This is a genomic window from Kitasatospora sp. NPDC034023, from assembly GCF_055575795.1.
On record NZ_JBVIRY010000027.1, the window covers coordinates 128,237 to 145,074 of the forward strand.

13 protein-coding genes are annotated in these 16,838 nt (G+C 70.9%); 10 read left to right on the top strand and 3 right to left on the bottom strand.

Translation table 11 applies throughout. The features are described from left to right. The first annotated feature begins 38 nt into the window (after positions 1-38). The 9 genes from ACZ52R_RS30585 (at position 39) to ACZ52R_RS30625 (ending at position 8,532) form a co-directional block, all read left to right on the top strand. Positions 39-473 carry a hypothetical protein gene (locus tag ACZ52R_RS30585; protein WP_465626450.1) on the top strand — a complete coding sequence of 145 codons (435 nt, stop codon included), beginning with the start codon at positions 39-41 and terminating at the stop codon, positions 471-473. Positions 474-730: 257 nt separating this feature from the next. Further along, positions 731-1,021 (top strand): helix-turn-helix domain-containing protein, encoded by a 291-nt coding sequence (locus ACZ52R_RS30590; protein ID WP_465665462.1) that lies wholly within the window; start codon positions 731-733, stop codon positions 1,019-1,021. Beyond that, positions 1,018-1,725: a helix-turn-helix domain containing protein gene (locus ACZ52R_RS30595; protein WP_465665460.1), complete on the top strand. Its 708-nt coding sequence runs from the start codon at positions 1,018-1,020 to the stop codon at positions 1,723-1,725. The genes ACZ52R_RS30590 and ACZ52R_RS30595 overlap by 4 nt, the downstream gene beginning before the upstream one ends. Positions 1,726-1,845: 120 nt before the next feature. Next, complete coding sequence (locus ACZ52R_RS30600) at positions 1,846-4,200, top strand: helicase associated domain-containing protein (RefSeq protein ID WP_465665458.1); 2,355 nt, start codon at positions 1,846-1,848, stop codon at positions 4,198-4,200. Between the two features lie 52 nt (positions 4,201-4,252). Further along, positions 4,253-4,603: a hypothetical protein gene (locus ACZ52R_RS30605; protein ID WP_465665457.1), complete on the top strand. Its 351-nt coding sequence runs from the start codon at positions 4,253-4,255 to the stop codon at positions 4,601-4,603. 89 nt (positions 4,604-4,692) lie between these two features. After that, positions 4,693-5,691, top strand: a complete 999-nt coding sequence (locus tag ACZ52R_RS30610; RefSeq protein ID WP_465665455.1) for a hypothetical protein — start codon at positions 4,693-4,695, stop codon at positions 5,689-5,691. A gap of 108 nt (positions 5,692-5,799) precedes the next feature. Further along, positions 5,800-6,216, top strand: a complete 417-nt coding sequence (locus ACZ52R_RS30615) for a hypothetical protein (RefSeq protein WP_465665454.1) — start codon at positions 5,800-5,802, stop codon at positions 6,214-6,216. Between the two features lie 204 nt (positions 6,217-6,420). Continuing rightward, positions 6,421-7,602, top strand: coding sequence for a hypothetical protein (locus ACZ52R_RS30620; RefSeq protein ID WP_465665452.1), 1,182 nt, complete (start codon positions 6,421-6,423; stop codon positions 7,600-7,602). A 363-nt stretch (positions 7,603-7,965) separates the two neighbouring features. Then, positions 7,966-8,532 (top strand): hypothetical protein, encoded by a 567-nt coding sequence (locus ACZ52R_RS30625; protein ID WP_465665450.1) that lies wholly within the window; start codon positions 7,966-7,968, stop codon positions 8,530-8,532. Between the two features lie 211 nt (positions 8,533-8,743). Here the strand turns inward: ACZ52R_RS30625 and ACZ52R_RS30630 are convergent, their stop codons facing one another. Further along, positions 8,744-8,911, bottom strand: a complete 168-nt coding sequence (locus tag ACZ52R_RS30630) for a hypothetical protein (RefSeq protein WP_465665448.1) — start codon at positions 8,909-8,911, stop codon at positions 8,744-8,746. Positions 8,912-9,257: 346 nt separating this feature from the next. On the opposite strand from ACZ52R_RS30630, the gene ACZ52R_RS30635 reads away from it, so the two are divergent. Continuing rightward, positions 9,258-9,521, top strand: coding sequence for a hypothetical protein (locus ACZ52R_RS30635; RefSeq protein ID WP_465754484.1), 264 nt, complete (start codon positions 9,258-9,260; stop codon positions 9,519-9,521). A gap of 599 nt (positions 9,522-10,120) precedes the next feature. On the opposite strand, the gene ACZ52R_RS30640 is transcribed toward ACZ52R_RS30635, so the two are convergent. Together ACZ52R_RS30640 and ACZ52R_RS30645 are read right to left on the bottom strand one after the other, a co-directional pair. After that, positions 10,121-10,333: a hypothetical protein gene (locus ACZ52R_RS30640; RefSeq protein WP_465665445.1), complete on the bottom strand. Its 213-nt coding sequence runs from the start codon at positions 10,331-10,333 to the stop codon at positions 10,121-10,123. Between the two features lie 466 nt (positions 10,334-10,799). Next, positions 10,800-13,637, bottom strand: coding sequence for an NACHT domain-containing protein (locus ACZ52R_RS30645; RefSeq protein WP_465665443.1), 2,838 nt, complete (start codon positions 13,635-13,637; stop codon positions 10,800-10,802). Between the last annotated feature and the right edge of the window lie 3,201 nt (positions 13,638-16,838).

Here is a 16,838-nt window from a genome sequence, read left to right on the forward strand (position 1 = left end):
TTCTACCCACCGCCCCGTGCCTGATCCCGGGGAGACCCATGCCGACTGCACCCTCCCACCAGCCCGCCCGCCCCGCCGTGACCAACCGTTTTCCCGAGATCGGCCTGCGCGCCCTCTACGACCTGTATCACCAGCGCTATCTCGATTACGCTCACCTTCTCCTCGGCCCCACGGACGCCCACCTCGCCGTGCGAGCCTCCTTCGAGTACCTCGCCGAGAATTGGCCCGACATCCTGGGCGCCGCCAATCCGGCCGCATGTATCTGGCAGGCCGTGCGGCAACGGATCCACCTCCTCGCCGGAGCGAAGCCCCTACGACCCGTCGCCCACCTGCAGCCGGCCACGCAGGACACCGTCCTCCTGCATCTAGCCCTCGGCCTCCCGGTGCAGGACGTGGCGGCCGTGACGGGAGCCGACCCTGCCCAAGTACGAGCTTGCCTGCGCGCTCTCCGCTCACAGCCAGAAGACAACTGACGAAGTCGCCGGTGCGCACCGAAACCGGTGGAGGCGGCGCGCCAGTGCGTGGCCGCCCACACCGCTTCAGCGCAACCGTGCGGGCCGAGCCCCACGCCACCGCGCACCGACCGCGCATCGCCGAGCTGTGGCTGCCTGACCAGAACGGCGCCGTCACCCCTGCGGCGGCAGGCCCTCCGGTGTGCCCGTCACTCGTTGCGGTCGCGAGATCCAGAATTCATGGGATTTATCCATGAAACATGGATAGGATGCACTATATGACGCTCAGCACGTTGGAAACGCTGCGGATCACGGTGGCCGCGCTGCGGCAGCGCACCGGGGAGAGCCAGGCGCAGCTGGCTGTGGCTGTCGGGCTGTCGCAGGACAAGGTGTCCCGTCGTCAGTCCGGTGCGCAGCCGTGGTCGATCGATGAGGTCGACCTGCTGGCGCGGCACTGGGGCATGGAGCCGCTCGACCTGTTGGCCGGGCCCACCCACGCCGCGAACCGTCTGAAGTGGCCGCCCGCGCGGCGCCGGTCCAGGGCCGCCGCGAAGGGAGTCGAGCAGTGAGCCCGGCCGATCCGAACAACCCGAACGAGGCCGCCCGCCTGACGCAGCAGCTGATCGACCAGGGCTACACCAAGCGCCAGGTCGCCAAGATGCTCGGCCGCGACGCCTCGCTCGTCAGCCAGTTCTTCACCAAGGGCAAGGGCAAGGCGTTCGTCGGCGCGCTGCGCCAGGTCGTCCGCGCGGTGCGCGGCGGCGAGCGAGACACCGAGGCACTCGGCGCCGTCGCCCAGGAGAACGTGGAGCGACGCCGCACCAAGACCGGGCAGAAGGCCCGAGTGCGCGGTAAGGACGTCGTGGGCGAGGCGGGCGGCAGCATGGCCGGCCGCGCGGGGAAGCAGGCCATCAAGTCCGGTGCGAGCCACCTCGCGCCCGTGGTCCACGAGACCGGCCAGGCCGGTGGCCGCCTCGCCTTCACCGTCCGGATGAAGGCCGACCAGTACGTCTACAGCGCGGGCTCGGAGAAGGACTCCGGCGGCATCCGCCGCGGCTTTACCCCGCGCTCCGACGGCACGGAGGAGCGTACCTACGGCTCTGCCTCCACGGGTGGCTTCGACGCGGCCGAGTGGTCCCAGCGGGTCGCCGACCACCACGGCGACGTCACCGAGGCGATGCGGGAGTGGCTGGTGGAGACCGGCCGCGCCGTCGAGGACGCCGACATCACCTACCTCGAGGTACGCGGCTGGATCCCCGAGGACCAGCAGTAGATCCGGTCGGCCTCTCCCCATCCATGACCTGGCCCCGGGGAGAGGCCGCCCGCCCCGACCCTCCCACAGCTCCGCCCGCACCGGCCCCGCCGTCTCACCATCCGAAGGAGAAGCACCGCCGTGGAGACCACCACCGCCACCGCCGAGCAGACCGCGCCGGCCGGACTGCGCGCCCAGGCCCTACCGCCGCTCCCGGCCCAGCAGACCGGCACCGCCGTGAACCCGCTGCCGCTGCACTGGTTCCAGAAGGACGCCGTCGCCGCCGCGGTGCGCGAGGTGAAGGACGGCGGCCGCGCCACCATCGTCGCGGCGACCGGCTCCGGCAAGACCCTCATCGCCGCCGGCTGCGCCCGCCGCCTCGCGGCGCGGGGCCGGGTGCTGGTGCTGGTGCCGACGATCGAGCTGCTGGAGCAGACCGCCGAAGCGTGGTCGCTGCGGGGCGGGCGCCGGGGCCTGGCCGTGGCGGCGTGCTCCCGCGAGGAGGCACTGGAAAGCGCCGAGGCCGGCGGCCGCGTCCACGCCCAGGTGACCACGCAGGCCGTCCGGATCACCGACCTCGTCAACGGCGCCCCGGACAACCAGCCGGTCACCGTCTACGCCACCTACGCCAGCCTGGAGCGCATCGTCCAGGCCCACCAGGGCTGGGGGCTGGCCCAGTGGGACCTCGTGATCATCGACGAGGCCCACCGCACGGCCGGTTCGGAGGGCAAGGCGTGGGCCGCGATTCACGCCGACGCCCAGGTCCCGGCGAAACGCCGGCTGTACTTCACCGCCACCCCGCGGATCGCCGACGACCGGCGCGCGAAGGACGGCCTGGCCGACCTCGCCGACACCGATGGCGCCGAGAAGCTGCCCGTCCTGTGCTCCATGGACTCGGAGGAGATCTACGGCAAGACCTGCTTCACCTGGACCCTCGGACAGGGCATCGAGCACGGCTACCTCGCCGACTACCGCGTCCTCGTGCCGGTGGTCACCGACGAGGACCTGCGCGAGCTGCTCAACCTCCCCGCCGTCGCCGACCTGCGCTCCCAGCGCAGCAACGAGGAACTGCTGCGCCTGGCCCTGCAGATCGCGGTGCTGCGCGCGGTCGCCGACCTCGGGCTCCGAAGGGTCATCACCTTCCACTCCCGGGTGTCCGCGGCGCGGGAGTTCGCGAGCACCCTGCTGGAGGCCTCGGAGCTGCTGGAGGACGCGGAGCGCCCGGAGAGGATCTGGGCGAAGGCGGTGGCCGGCACCGACCGCCTCAAGGACCGCCGCGCCGCGTTCGCCGACTTCAAGGCCCACACCGGCGAGGACGGCGAGGAGTGCGGCATCCTGTGCAACAGTCGCCTCCTGACGGAAGGAATCGACGTCGCCGCCGTGGATGCCATCTGCTTCGCGGACCCGAAGTCGAGCGTGATCGACATCGTCCAGGCAGTCGGGAGGGCACTGCGCCAGTCCTACCGTGAGGGCAAGGTCAGCTGGGTCATCATCCCGGTGTACCTGCCGACGCCGGAGGTCGGCGACGACACCGCCACCGCGCACCCGGCCGAGGTCCACGACGCCGGCGAGGCCGTGAAGGCCGAGGCCGACGCCGAGATCGAGGCCAGCTCGTTCCGCACCATCTGGCGGGTCCTGCGCGCCCTGGCTGCGCACGACGCCCGGGTGGTCGGCCGGATCACCGAACTGCGCGTCCACCGTTCCCAGGGCACCGCCCACACCACCGCGGCCAAGCCGGCCGAGGGCGAGGCCGCCGAGGCCGGGGAGGGCGAGCAGCAGCCGGCCCCGGCGGAGTCGCCGATCGAGTGGCTACGGATCAACGCGAAGCAGCACGCCGCCCGGATCCTCCAGACCGTCAAGCTCCGCGCCTTCAACCCGCGCGCGGTCGAGTGGCAGCGGATGCACGCCGTCGCCGCCAAGTTCCACATCGAGCACAGCCACCTCGACCCCACCGACAAGACGAAGCACGCGGACCTGATCTCCTGGCTCACCCGCCAGCGCCACCTCAACGGCCAGGGCCTGCTCGACCCGGCCCGTATCTCCGAGCTGGACGCGCTCGGCATGATCTGGTCGAAGAACGCCAACGCCTGGGAACGCGGCTACGCCTACGCCGCCGCCTTCCACCACCAGCACGGCCACCTGGCGATCCCCGCCACGGCGAAGTTGGACGACTACGCGGTGGGCGCGTGGATGCGCCGCCAGCGCAAGGCCGACAACCTCACCGGCGACCAGGTCGCCAAGCTGGACGCGCTGGACGAGCTGTGGCGGCTGGAGCCGGACTGGAACAGGTCGTACCGCCGCCTGCTGGCCTACCTCGCCGCCGGCGGAACTTTGGACGGCCCGGCGAACCGTACCGGCCTCGGCGACGACCCGGCGTTCCGTCCCGGCACCTGGCTGCGCAAGCAGGACAAGGCCCGCAGCGACGGCAAGCTGACTGACCAGCAGGCCGCGCTCCTGGACGCCCTGGACCGGCACGCCGAGACCGTCGCCGGCTGACCCGCCCTGGCACACCTCGCCGCCCCGCTCCCGACTCCTGGAGGCACACACGATGACCGACATCACCCCGGAGCCCACCACGAACGAAGACCGCTTCGACGAGCGGTTCCCGCTGGTGCTCTACCGCCACGACAACGGCGAGCTCATGATGCCGGCCACCCACGTCACCGCCCTGCTGCGCCATGTCGCGGAGACCGTGCGGCTGTGGCGGGTTCGGGGCCAGGTGCCGCTGGACCTGATGACCACCGCTCGGATCTACGACGCCCTGGTGCACTACGCCGCCGACCTCGACACCGCCATCGCCGACGCGCACGGGCAGTGCGACCCGGCGGACCGTACCCGGGCCGACGAGATCGCGCGCCACCTGGACGAGGTGGCCGGCGCCTATCTCGCGGCCGGCTGACCCGGCCCGCACCGACACCGCCGTCCCGGCCAACCGCGGGCCGGGACGGCCGCCCGCACCTCATTCCCGACGTCCGGAGGTACCGCGCGATGACCGACACCACCAGCCCCGACCCCGACCCCGCCGCACCCTGGCGGCTGGAGCTGGCCTCGCGCAGCAGCCGGCCCGCGCCCGCCGACCGGGACCTGGGTCACCCGGTCCTCGACTCCCCACTGGTGCGCGGGGCGATCTGGCTGCGCTGGACCGGCCATGACGGCATCCGCACCCTCCACCAGGGCGCCGGACTTGCCCGCGGCTGGACGGAGCGCGACGTCGATGGCCTGGACGGCTGGGTGGCGCTGGTGGATGGCCGGGTCGTCCTCGGTACCCGTCCGGGCCTGGCCGTGCCGGAGCCCGTCGTGCACGCCGAGGCGTGGCAGGCCGGCGCGACACTGCACGCCGCCCTCGCCCAGCACCCCACCCACCCCGACCACGCCCCGGACGAGGACGAGCTCGACGACGACCAGGAGCACGCCCTGCTCGGCGACGTCCCCCACCGGGTCCGCCGCCGGGCGGCCGGGATGACCCTGGAGAACATCCAGCAGGCCCTGCACCGGGCCTGGGACGATGAGCACTGCGCCGACCGGCACGCCGACGCCGGAGACGAGACCGCCTACGCCACCGAGGCCGACACCCTCGCCGAGTGGCAGCGCGTACACGACCACACCGCCGCCACCCACGCCGAGCGCTACGACCCCGACCACGACACCACCCTCCAGCACGCGCTGCGCCGTGAGCGCCACCGGCAGGACGTCGCGGCGTGCGCCCGCGAGGCCGCCCACCAGGCCCGCCAGACCACCGACGTCGCCCACCGCCGCCTCGCCGGCACCGCGGCCCAGCCCCTCTACACCGCCCTCGACCGCGCCGGCCTCTACAACCTGACCGACGACGACCACCAGGCCGTCCGCGACCTCACCCAACACCTCGACCCCGCCACGCTGCGCCAGGTCATGAGCTGGCTGGAGCGCACCCGCACCGCGGCCCTCGCGCTGCGCGGCACCGAGCAGGCCCCTGCTGCCCGGCCTGTCGTACGCCGCCGCCGGTTCTGACGGACTGTTCCCGCCAAAGGTGTTGACCTTGCTGTTCGGCGGGCGTTGGATGGCGCTCCGGGCCGGGCCCCACACCCGGCCTGCAGCACAGGAAGGAACCGATGCCCTGTGACCGACTCCCACGCCGAGCAGCCGAGCACCCGCCGCCGTATCGACTGCGAGGACTGCCAGGCCGGACCGGACGGTGGCGACATCCGCACCATCTCGATCGGCCGTGACAGGACCGTCACCGAGATCTGGCACACCGACCAGTGCCCCACTTACACGATCGAGCGGATCCTGATGGAGGCCAGCGCCGCGAAGGCCAAGGAACAGGACGCGCGGGCTAAGGAAGCCTTCCCCGCCGCCCACCTGCGGCTCCAGGACGCCGCAGCAGCCATCCCAGCCGACGGTGCCGCTGCCCCGTTCGTCGCAGCTCTGCTGGAGCTCGTCCAGGCCCAGGCCGACGACACCGGCCTCTTTGTCACCCTGCCCACGTGGGCCGAGATCCTGGAGCGGCATTTCCCGCTGAAGGACTCGGCCTAGAGCGCGAGGGCGGTCCGGCCAGCCGGGTGAAGACGTCCCCGGCCGGGCGACACGCCTGCTCCATTCGTCCTACAACCTGTCAGAGGACGTTCCTAGCGTCCTCGGTATGACGAACCACTCGCGCACCACAACGCCCACCACGCCCATCGCGCTGCTCACCGCCGGCCCGGCCGGCAGCAGAGTCACAGCGGGGCGGTGGACGGCATGAGCCTGACCTCCGGCCTCAGCTGCCCCCGCACACCGCTGCGCCGCTTCCTCGACCGTGAGATGTCGGCAGGCCCCAAGCCACTTCGGGAGAACTTCCGCGCCCGCTACGCCACCGAGCCCGTGCTGATGCCGCCCGAAGGCGTGGGAACGGAAGCCGGCACCGTCGGGACGGCGATCGACCAGCGTCTGCGCCTGGCGTTCACCGCCGCGGCCCCCGTCGACCTGGTTACCCGCCTGGGCATCGGCATCAGCGCGACCATGGGTGGCCGCCGTGCCGGCGAGCGCATGGACGTCGTCGGCGCCCAGCTCCTCCAGCGTCTGGCCGAGACCGTTCACGCCCTGGACCCGGACAACCGGGACCTGCCGATGGACCGCGCCTGGGAAGAGGAACAGGATCTCGCACGGCTCCTGCTCGCCGCAGCCTGGTACCAGGTCGCCGCCCGCAACCCCTACGGCTTCACCTACACCCCGCTGTTCCTGGCCGCCACCGAGGCTCCCAAGGGCTTCACCCTCGAACTCCTCCTGGACCTGCCCCACCGCGACCTGGTCGACGACGTCACCGCCCAGCTCCACCTCGCCGCCACCGGCCCCCTCCAGGCACTGCGCGCCACCACCGACCCCGCCCAGTGCAAGGGCGGTGTGATGTTCGCCGGCATCGACATCACTGCCGACGCCGACCTCCTGGCCGACGGCACGCTGATCGAGATCAAGAGCACCCGCCACCCCCACCGCTTCGAGAAGGCCACCGCCTGGCAGATCCTCGGCTACCTCCTCCTCGACAACCCCGACCGCCACCGCATCGACACCGTCGGCCTCTACCTCACCCGCACCGCCACCCTCGCCACCTGGCCCGTCGAGGACTACCTCGCCCTCCTCGGCGCCCGCTGCCGCGACCTCCCCCAGCTGCGCGCCACCTTCGCCGAGCTGCTCACCGACTGCACCGCCGACGAGGAGCCCTTCGAACGCGACGAGCAGCGCCGTGTCCAGCGCCTGCTGGAACGCCTGGCCACGCCCGTCCCGCCGGGCCACTGTCCGGTCTGCGCCCAAGCGGTGCCGCCGCCGGCAGCCGCCGGCCGGGCCCGCCGCTACTGCACCAACTGGTGCGGTCGCCGGGCTCCGGGGCTACGGCAGCGGGGATGGATTCCCGACCGGCTGCCGGACCTGGCCATCGCCGCGTGACTTCCGCGTCCCACGCTGAGCCGGCACGCCGCGGGCAGCGTGGGACGCACACGCGGCGCAGCCGTCCTCGTGCCCCCGGACCGCCCCGTCGTTGAACCTGGCCGTCAAGGCAGGCCAGGTCCCTTGACGGATACCTTGATGCCGCACGTCAGGGCCATCCCCTCGCGGCCGCGCACCACCAGCGCGAGCGGGCCGTCAAGGTACCCGGCGGGTACCTTGACGGCCCGCGGCTCCAACTTTGATGGCCCCGCTGGCGGAGTCTTGCGCCGGACGTTCCCGGCTGCGTTCTCGTCCCGCTGCGCCCGGTTGCGGCACGGCGCTGCGCCGCCGCATCCGGGAGAGCAGCCGGTCGTTGATCAGCCCGTGACAACAGAAACCACCGCCACCACCGCCGAAGTGGACGTCCGGTCACTGCCCGCGGACAGCTTCACCGAGTCCGACAGGGCCCGCATCGACTTCGCCCAAAAGCTGGCGGTGCTGGTCGGCTCGGCGGAGGACATCCTGGCGACACTCTGCGCGGACGAAGCCGTCTCGGGGGACTACGCGGCCCAGGCGGACACCGTGCAGGCCGTCGCCCTCCACGGCGTGGTCGCCGCCGCGGTGATCGCCGAACGGGTACGCGGGAGCGGCTGGGACCGCATCGGCAAGCCGTTCAGCCTCAGCGCCGAGGAGGCGGAGGCCAAGTGGGGCCCGAAGGTCGAGGAGTGGCGCTCCCAGACCAAGGTCCAGAGCGACCTGGTGCGAGACCCCGGCCAGGCCCTCGACTACGTCGACCGTCACATCACCATCGGCGCCCCCGCCACGCGCGGTGAGGAACGGCGGAAGCTGAGCAGCGTCATCGATGCCGCCGCCCCGCTGACCGGCCGGGACGTCGCCGCCGCGGACCGCGCCTTCGCCGGCCAGGAGACGTGCTCCCACTGCCACCGCTGACCTCCGGCCCGTGGGTGATCCCGGCCCATCGTAGATCGCACACAAGGTGCGACCCGGTGGTGCCCCCGCAGAACCCCTGGGCAGCCGTCACCCGGACGCCGCAGTCGCGGGATTCCGGGACGGCTCCCTCCTGTTGAAACGACGGAGGGGGCACCCGGCCGAGCCAGCCGGGCACCCCCTCCCCGCGTCCACCGAGGGCGGACCCGGGCCGCTACTGCTGCTGCGCCTCTGCGAGTTCCCGGACCGCGCGGGCGAGATCGAGGATGGCGAGGGCGATCGCGCCGAGCCCCTCACCGATCGCGTCGGTCTGATTGTCCGCGCCCTGACGCATCATGGCCCGCTGGGCGGCGCTGTCCGCGACTTCCTCGTAGTACGACACTGCTTCCTCTCCTGGTGTACGAGCACAACGAAGCGGATCCTCCCCGCCGAAGACGCCCGCTACGCCCCGAATCACCAGGGCGGCAACCGAGTTGAACGTAGGTGACCTCGCCCCTTACGCTCTCCCGTGGGCCGCGTGCCCGGCATGCCGTCGTGCTGTTTTCCGACGGCCTCCTCAAAAAAAAGCCTACTGAGTTGTGTTTGTGCAAAACGTTCCACGAAGCTCCAAACACGTAAGCATCGGCGCGACTCGGCAGGCCCGACCCCGCACGTCGCGGATTGAGGCTGGCTGTTCGTTGAATTCTGTGGTTGTCCGGCACGCCCTGATCGGGCTGAAGGTCATGCCCGTGGTCCTGATCGTCGTACTGTCCGCCCCGGCTTGGCTGTCCTGGCCGTTCCTCCCGGAGCAGCGCCAGCAGTTCGTGCTGGCCATGGTCAAGGCGCTGGCCGCCTGGACGCAGGGGACCTCCCGCGAGGACACCGCCGACACGACCGTCGGCACGGACCAGGCGGTGCCGGTCATCCAGCCGGCCACGACTACCCCCGACCCCACCGGACTGACGCCGGAACCGGCCGAAGAGGTCGGTAAAGATGCCGGCACTGCGGGCTGACACCGCCTCGGCCCAGTCCGGGCTGCGCCGGGGCCGGTGTTCGCGCACCGTGGAGGGGCCGGTCCGCGTCCGAGCCCCCGAGCGGCCGCGGACCGGCCCCCGGCCGGACGTCAGCGCCAGGTCACCTCGATGTGCTGCGCCAGGCCGGCCGCTCGGGCTGCGCCGGATCCTGGGGCCGCGGGGTGGTCCCGCTGGTGCGCGGTTCCGGGCGCCGCCGCCGTGAGGTGCGCGTGGTCATGTTGGTTCCCCTCCGAGTTGTGGGTGGCTGGACGGACGCGGCCGCACACGATGCTGCGCAGTGGTGCGGCGCCCCAGGCAGGGCCGGGGCGGGTCCGTGGCACCGCATGGTAGGGGAGCGAGCACGCCGGTCAAGCCCCCCAGAAACCCGGCAACAACGCGGGCGACCAGCGTCAGGGCCCACCGGGAAGCCGGCGGACACTACACCGTTCTGGCGGCTGGTCAACCCCCGCCGACCTGCGGAACCACCTCGGGACGACTACACCGGCCCCCCGATGGACTGGTGACCCCCGAGCGGGAACGTGACGAAGGCGCCGGCCGGGACAGCGAACTGTCCCGGCCGGCGCCTTCGTGGTGGGTGATCAGCTGTCGGCGGCCGGGGTGGCCAGGGCGCCGGGGCCCAGCGGGCGGCGGGTGCCGGGGACAGCCCGCGGGGCCGGAGTTTCTACGGGTTCGAGGAAGGGGGCCCGCTCCACCGCGGTGAGCCGGGCCGCGGGGGAGGCCTGGACGGCGGCCGGGTCGGCGGGGGACTCGGAGAAGGGACGCCACAGCGGGCGCCGCTCGGAGTTCGTCATGATCGCCAGTGTGGCAGTCAAGGGGTGGCGGCTGGGAGGCCCTGGACGCCGGAGGGTCCACAGGGAAGTAGTCGGCGGACTCGTACCCCCTTGACCACCGGCGCTGACCTGCGGTGTTTCTCTGCGGGGCACCAGCGGCGAGGCAACCCGTAGGGCCACTCGTGCGGCTATTTGTGGGGCAATTCGTGGGGCACCTTGTACGGCAACCTGTAGAGCAACGCGGTCGGCGGGACGCCGGCAGGGTTCACCGGTACTCCCGGACGCCATCGGCCGTCGCTGGCGGCATGGCGCAGCAGGGCGGTGTCACCTCGTTGCTCGGACAGGTGTCATGTGGCCTCCCCGCAGCCGTGTTCTGACCGTGCCTCGGGCAACGTGCCGCCGCCATGCCAGCGCTCCTGGAACGCTGTCTGGCGACCGCTGCTGCCTGGCGGGCGGGCCCCGCTGCCGAGACAGTCGGCGAACCTCTTCAGATGATCCCGCGGATTCTGGGTTCTGGGGCAGTTTCGTACAGGAGCTGTTCCAGCAGGCCGGTGAAAGCCATGGCGATCTGCCAGCCTGTCTCGTCCTGCGCTTCGATAGTCGCCAGGCAGGCTTGTTGGGCCTGAGAGATTGCGACCTGGTCGTCGAGCGGTGCTGCCTCCAGTGGATGATCGGGCTTGACCCGAGCAACGGTGTACCCGTCGATGTCTTGGAGGTAGACGGGGTGGTGATGGAGAAAATCGATGAAGAACTGGACCTCCGGATTCGCGGTCTCTGCGGTGATGAAGGCAGCGAGGGTGGAGACCTTGTCCTCGGTGGGGGTGTAGACGGGGAGCCCGGGCACTGGTAGCGCCCAGGTCCCCTCGGCAGAGAAGAGTCTGGCAGCGGCGCGTTCTGGTGGCGTCATACGGCGTACGGCAGTGTCGAGGAGCTGACGCGAGAGTAGGCCCAGGGGGCTGGGTACCTTCGCCCAGCGGGCGATGACCTGGCAGGCGTTCATCAGGCGTTTTCCTCGGCTGTCGGCAGCGACCTTCGCAGCACGCTCCAGATGGGCGCGGGCTTGGTCATGGCGAGCCGCCGCCTGGATGAGGATGTTGGACACGGCATGCGCGTCACCGGGGTGCTGGCCGATCAGCTCGGCCGCGTGCTGGACGAGAAGGTTCTGGTATCGGGGATGCTGGCGCGCCAGGTCTTCGTCGAGGAGACTGAGCGCCAGCTGCGCCCCTGGCAGAAGCAGCATGGCCGCCTCGTCGTGCGCATCGACAGTCCGCAGAGCCCCGACGAGATCGCCCCGCAGGTGGTAGTGCTTTGTGAAGATACCTGCGGCTGCCAGAAGCCAGGTGTTCCGCCAGGAGGGATGCCGCGCGAGAGTTTCCAGGCGAGGGATGATCTGATCGTCGGGCCCTGAAATAAGGGCACGGGCTGCGGAGTACTCCTGCAGGCTTCGGACCTCGAAGCCGATGTATCCAAGCTCTGGTGCGACCAGGAGGACCAGTCGGTCGGTGGCCGCGTTGATCAGCTTCGCACCGAGCGCTGTTGCTTGCTTGAGGTCGTCGGTTTCCTCAAGGAGGCGCTCGTGAAGGCGCTGCTCCAGCTCCTCTTTGCGCATGATGGAGTCCCGCTCGCCAGTCTGTGCTGCTCGTGTCTGGAGGAGCACACCGACGTGCTGGTGCAGCCAGTCGACGTGCTGTCGGTTCTCGGCGAGCAGTTGGCCCGTCTCGTTGGGCTTTCCGGCCTCCCGCTCATAGATCGTGCTGTAGTACGCGTCGAAGAGCTCGAAGCGGTTCTGAGGCATCCGGGCGTGCTTCTCGACCAGTAGCGACATGATGGTCACTTGCAAGGGGGAGCGCATCAGTCGGGCTGTCGAGACCTCCCGCGACGCCTCGACGATGCGCTTGCCTACCTGTTCGTGCATGTCGGGGTCGTCGCGATGCCGTGCCTTGGCGAGCCGTTCCGCGTAGCGCATGGCGTCGTCCAGAGACATCTCGGTCAGCTCGACGGCCTCGTAGTCCCCGTGGTGGAACTCCCCCTTGTATCCCTGGGGACGAGTGGTGCCCACGACGAAGAGATCAGCGTCGAGCCCTCGTGCGTGTAGCAGGAACTCGGAGATCCGGCTCATCACGAGGTCCCGCATGTAGGGCGAGGCGACCTCATCAAGGCCGTCGAGGACGATGGTCGATGGCCACGTGCGAAGCCATCTGGAGAGCGTCGCGGCTGTGACGCCTGGAGCGCGCTTGCCGACCCTCTGCGCGAGAAAGTGCAGCAGGCTGAGTTCTTCCCCGCCCAGGACCGCGTTAGCGTAGTCGTGCAACGCGATTCGCAACGGCCACCGCTTTGCGCGGGGCGTGGGGAAAGAGATCTCGCCCAGATCCGTGCGAAGGGCACGCAGTACTTCGCTGGCTTGGGCGGTCAGCATGCGCTCCCCCTCCTCGTCGAGGAGTGCGACGCGGTATGCCTGGCAGATCAACTGCCCAAGGGTGCTCTTTCCCTGCCCTGGCCCACCGATGATCAGGACGTGGCGAGGGTCCTCTGCGGTCTGCAGGGAGGGACGCATGATGCTGTCACCCCGCGCGATTGCGTACGCGCCGGCTCGGACTGTCGCCCGTTCCTCAAAGGCGGCGCCGACCTTAGCTTCCAGATCGACAGCCACTGGTCCGAGGCCGATCTTGCCGCTGGCCTCTGCCCCTGCTTGCCCCAGGCGCACCCACTGGTCGGCTACCAGCTCCATGCCAGCGTGGATTCGGATCATGTCTGCGGTTTCGGCTACGGCATCCGGAAGGACATCGAGGAGCCGACTCAGGACATCGCCGGGGGTGATGAAGGCTGCGTATGCCCGTCGGACACCATCGTGATCGTCGAGGTAGCGGCAGATCTTGTCGTAGTGCCACACATCCCAGTCCTTGAGTGGGATCTTGAAGCGTTTGATCTCCTTCGCGATGTGCGCGTCGACACGGTCGATGCCTCCAGTCTTAAGGACAGGAGACAGGACCACGTTGGTGGTGAATAGCATGAACTCCGGTAGCTCGCCCCGCCTGGAGGTCGACGCAGCCCACTTCTGCAGCTCCTCAGTGACGGAGCGTTCCATCCAGACGGTGTCGGGTAGCCGATGGTTTGACCGTTGGTGAAACTTGGCCTGCACGACCCCGTACCCGTCCCAGGCCTGCCCCGTGCGCTGGTAGTTCACCGGGCCGCGAAAGGTGGCTTCCCGGCCGCCGTCCTTGCCGTCCCCGAACACGCCGACACCAGGTCCCAGGACAGCCTGCGCCAGTGTCTGGCTCAGGTGCTCGAACTCGCGGGTTCCCAACGCGCTGAGGTTGTAGTCCATATGTCCATCCTTCCGCGATTCCGAAGCCGATTCGTGTGTTTGGTGGAAACCTTCCGGTGGCTTTGGAGCTGACGGGCGTTCCGTCCCTGCTGGCCGCCCGCAGACCGATGGGGCGTCGGCTGTGTGGCGTTCTGGTCGGTGTTCGCCGGCCGTGTCGGGGGAGTGCGGGGTCTGTCGTCCTCGTTGTCCCTGCGGCCGTGTCGGTTGCGGGTCGGGTCCGGCTCCTCTGCTGCGCCCTGACGCCCCTTCCGGGGTGTGACCTGTGGTGGGTTTCCTCGGATGTTTTGTGGTGTTTTGGGGGTTGTGCCCGGTTCTGGTTGGACCGGTGTGGGTGGGGTCGGGTGTCGGCTTCCGCCTGTTTCGCTGGTGTGTGGTGGGGCTGGGTTTGGTTGCTGCCTGTGTTCGTCGTGGGCATGTCATGCGACTGGCGGTGGGGTGTTGGGGGTGGGGTTTTGACGGGTTGTTTGGGCGGGTTTCCGGAACGGGCTTCAGCCGTGTTTTCTGCCGGGTTTTTGCCGTGTTTTCAGGGTGTTTTTGGTGGGGGTTTTCGGCCCCGCTGTTCCGTGTGTGGGGTGGTGCGCGTCACGGGCAATGGGGTGTGACGCGCACCGGGTGGTGATCTTGTCAGGGCCGGTGTCGGCGGCCTTGTCCGGGGCGGTTGGTCGGTGTCCTGCTCGCGGCCGTCGGGGCGGCCCGTGGACGTCTGCCTCGGCGCCGCCCCGTTGGGGTCTGGTCGACGTCCTCGCCGCCTGGCCGTCGGACGGGAGGTCTTCCCGTGTGAGGGCGTGAGCTCCGCCCTGTGGGCCGGAAATTCTGCGGTCTGGGCGAGGCTCCGGCCGCCGTCCGGGCCGCCGTCGACGCCCTGGGGCTGCTCGGTGCCGTGCTGCTCGCCGCCGTCCGGCCTGGCCGCGTGGGGCGTCCGTTCCAGAAATCTGGAACGCCCGCCGGCCTTGCGTCGCCTGCTGCTCGCGGCTGTCCCGGCGGCGCCTGAGGGATGGCTCGCGCGAGTCATCAAGTGGCGCGTGGCTGCCGTCCTCGCCGCCGTCCGGGTGGCCGCCGGTCCGCGCCGCTGTGCGGGTCGCTTGGGTCGCTGCTCCTGGTCGTGGTCGGTGGTCGGGAGCCGGCTGCCCCGCGTCGACCTCGGCGTCCGCTGTGCCGCTGGTTGAGTCCCGCCGCTGTCGGCCTGGTCGCCTGCTGCGCGGCCTGCCGGGGTGTCCCAGTCCTGTCTCAGCTGTGTCCCAGCCCTGGCTGTTATGTCCGTTTTGCTGGGACGGTCTCAGGGTGTTTCTCCTGGTGGGAGCGTTTCGTCGCCTGCTGTCCCAGCCCGGCCAGCACCCTCGGCGGACGGCTCGCGCGAGCCATCAAGTGACGCCCGGTCGCATGGCCGCCGTCCGGGCGCTGTCCGGGGGCGGTCCGGGCCCGCCGGGTCGGTCCTGCTCGTCGGCTTTCTGGCCGCCTCGGTGCTTGTGGGGTGGGGCTGTGAGGCTGTGGGGTTGTGTCATTGGGGTGCTGTTTTCCCTGGTGGTGGGGGTGGCCTGTAGGGGTTGTGAGCCTGTGAGCCGGTTGCCCTGCCCGGGGGCGTCCGGGCCGCCGTCCGGGTGCGTCGTGGGCCTGGTCGTCGTCCTCCTCGGTGCCGTGCTGCCCGGTGCCGCTGCCGTCCGCCGGCCTGGCGGGAGTGGCTCGCGCGAGTCATCAAGGAACGCCCGCCGTCCTGGCCGCCGCCCGGGCCGCCGTCCTCGGCGCGGTCCCGGCCGCCGTCGCGCTGCGCCCCGCTGCATCCGGCCGGCCTGTGGTCCCGGTTGCCTTGGCGCCGTTCTGGCGGACGTCGTCGGGATGCCTCGCGCGTCCCATGGAGCCGGTGGGCGGCGGTTCCCTGCGGCCGCCTCGCCGCCCGTCTCGCCGCCGCCCTCGGCGCCGTCCCGGCGCCGTCCTGGCATCGGGGTCCGGGGGTGCGGGTGTGGGTGGCCGTCAGGCCGCCGTCCAGGAGGTGCTGTGCCGCCTCGGGAGAGGCCTTGGCGGTGGGGCTGCGCCCGGCCCCGCGGTCTTGCCCCCGCCCGGCCGGTGCTGCGCCGCCTCGGCGCACCCGCGCCGCTCACCGTGCCGCCGCAGGCTTCGCCGGCACCTGCTCGGGTGGCGCCGCAGGCGCCCGCTGTCCGTTCTCGGCCGAGGGCCGCCAGGCCCGTTTCCGGCCCCTTCTGGCCCGTCTGTGCCGCCCCTTTTCCGGTGGCGCCGCAGGCGTCACTCTCAGCCCTTTTCGAGGGGCCGTCAGGCCCCGGTCCACACCGAAGGCCCGCCCTTTTCCGTCGTGCTTTCTGTGTGGGCCTCGTGGTGTTCGGCAGGGTGTGGTCCGGTCGTTATCGGCCGGTAGGAGCGGGCAGGCGGGTTAGTGCTTGTTGTGACATTAGGGGCGGAATGCCAGGCGTCCGTCGGGCGGGTTCTCAGCCGGATACCGGGTGGTCTTCCAGCCCGTTTTCCGTGCGCCTGTCCGGTGACATTCACGTGCGTTTCAAGGGCGCCCCGCGCTGCGCCCTGGCCCGGCGCTGCACGGGCCTTTTGACCAAGCGGGTTGTGACGGTTGGTGGGCTGTTCCCCGGGCAGCTCCCTGGCCTGATTCCGGGGGTGGTGCGGGGCCGGATCGGTGACAGCTCTTGCATCTTTGACGCCTCGCCCCGGGCATGGGGCGACAGGGCCGTAGGGAGGCCTGCCCGGGGGCCCTTCGCGGGCCCGCTGGGACAGGTGGGTGGTGGAGGCCCCGGCAGGGGCCCCACGACTCGGGTTAGACGCTTCTTCCGGGGATTTACGCCATATCGTCAACGGGTGCTCCACCGGATACCCCCTCCCCGTCAGGGGAGGGCCCTCTATCGGAAATTCACGTCACATCGTCAACGGTGCCCGGACGGGGGTGGGGGAGGGGGTGCTACCGGAATTTTGCGTCACATCGTCAACGCGCCTGGGGGCCGGGCCGCAGGCCCATGTGTCCACCCCTCAGTCGATGCCCCGTCAGGGGCCATCAGGTGTGCCTCCGAATTCGCCGCAGGCGAATGGCCCCGGCCACCCCAGCCCGGCGTAGCCGGGCCCCGAGGCGCAGCCTCGGGACACCACGCACGGTGACGCCGCCAGGCGTCCCCCCCGCACCTGGCGGTGCGTCAGCACCGCCCAACGGGCCGTCAGGCCCGTTGCAAGCCGCAGGCTTCCGCCCCC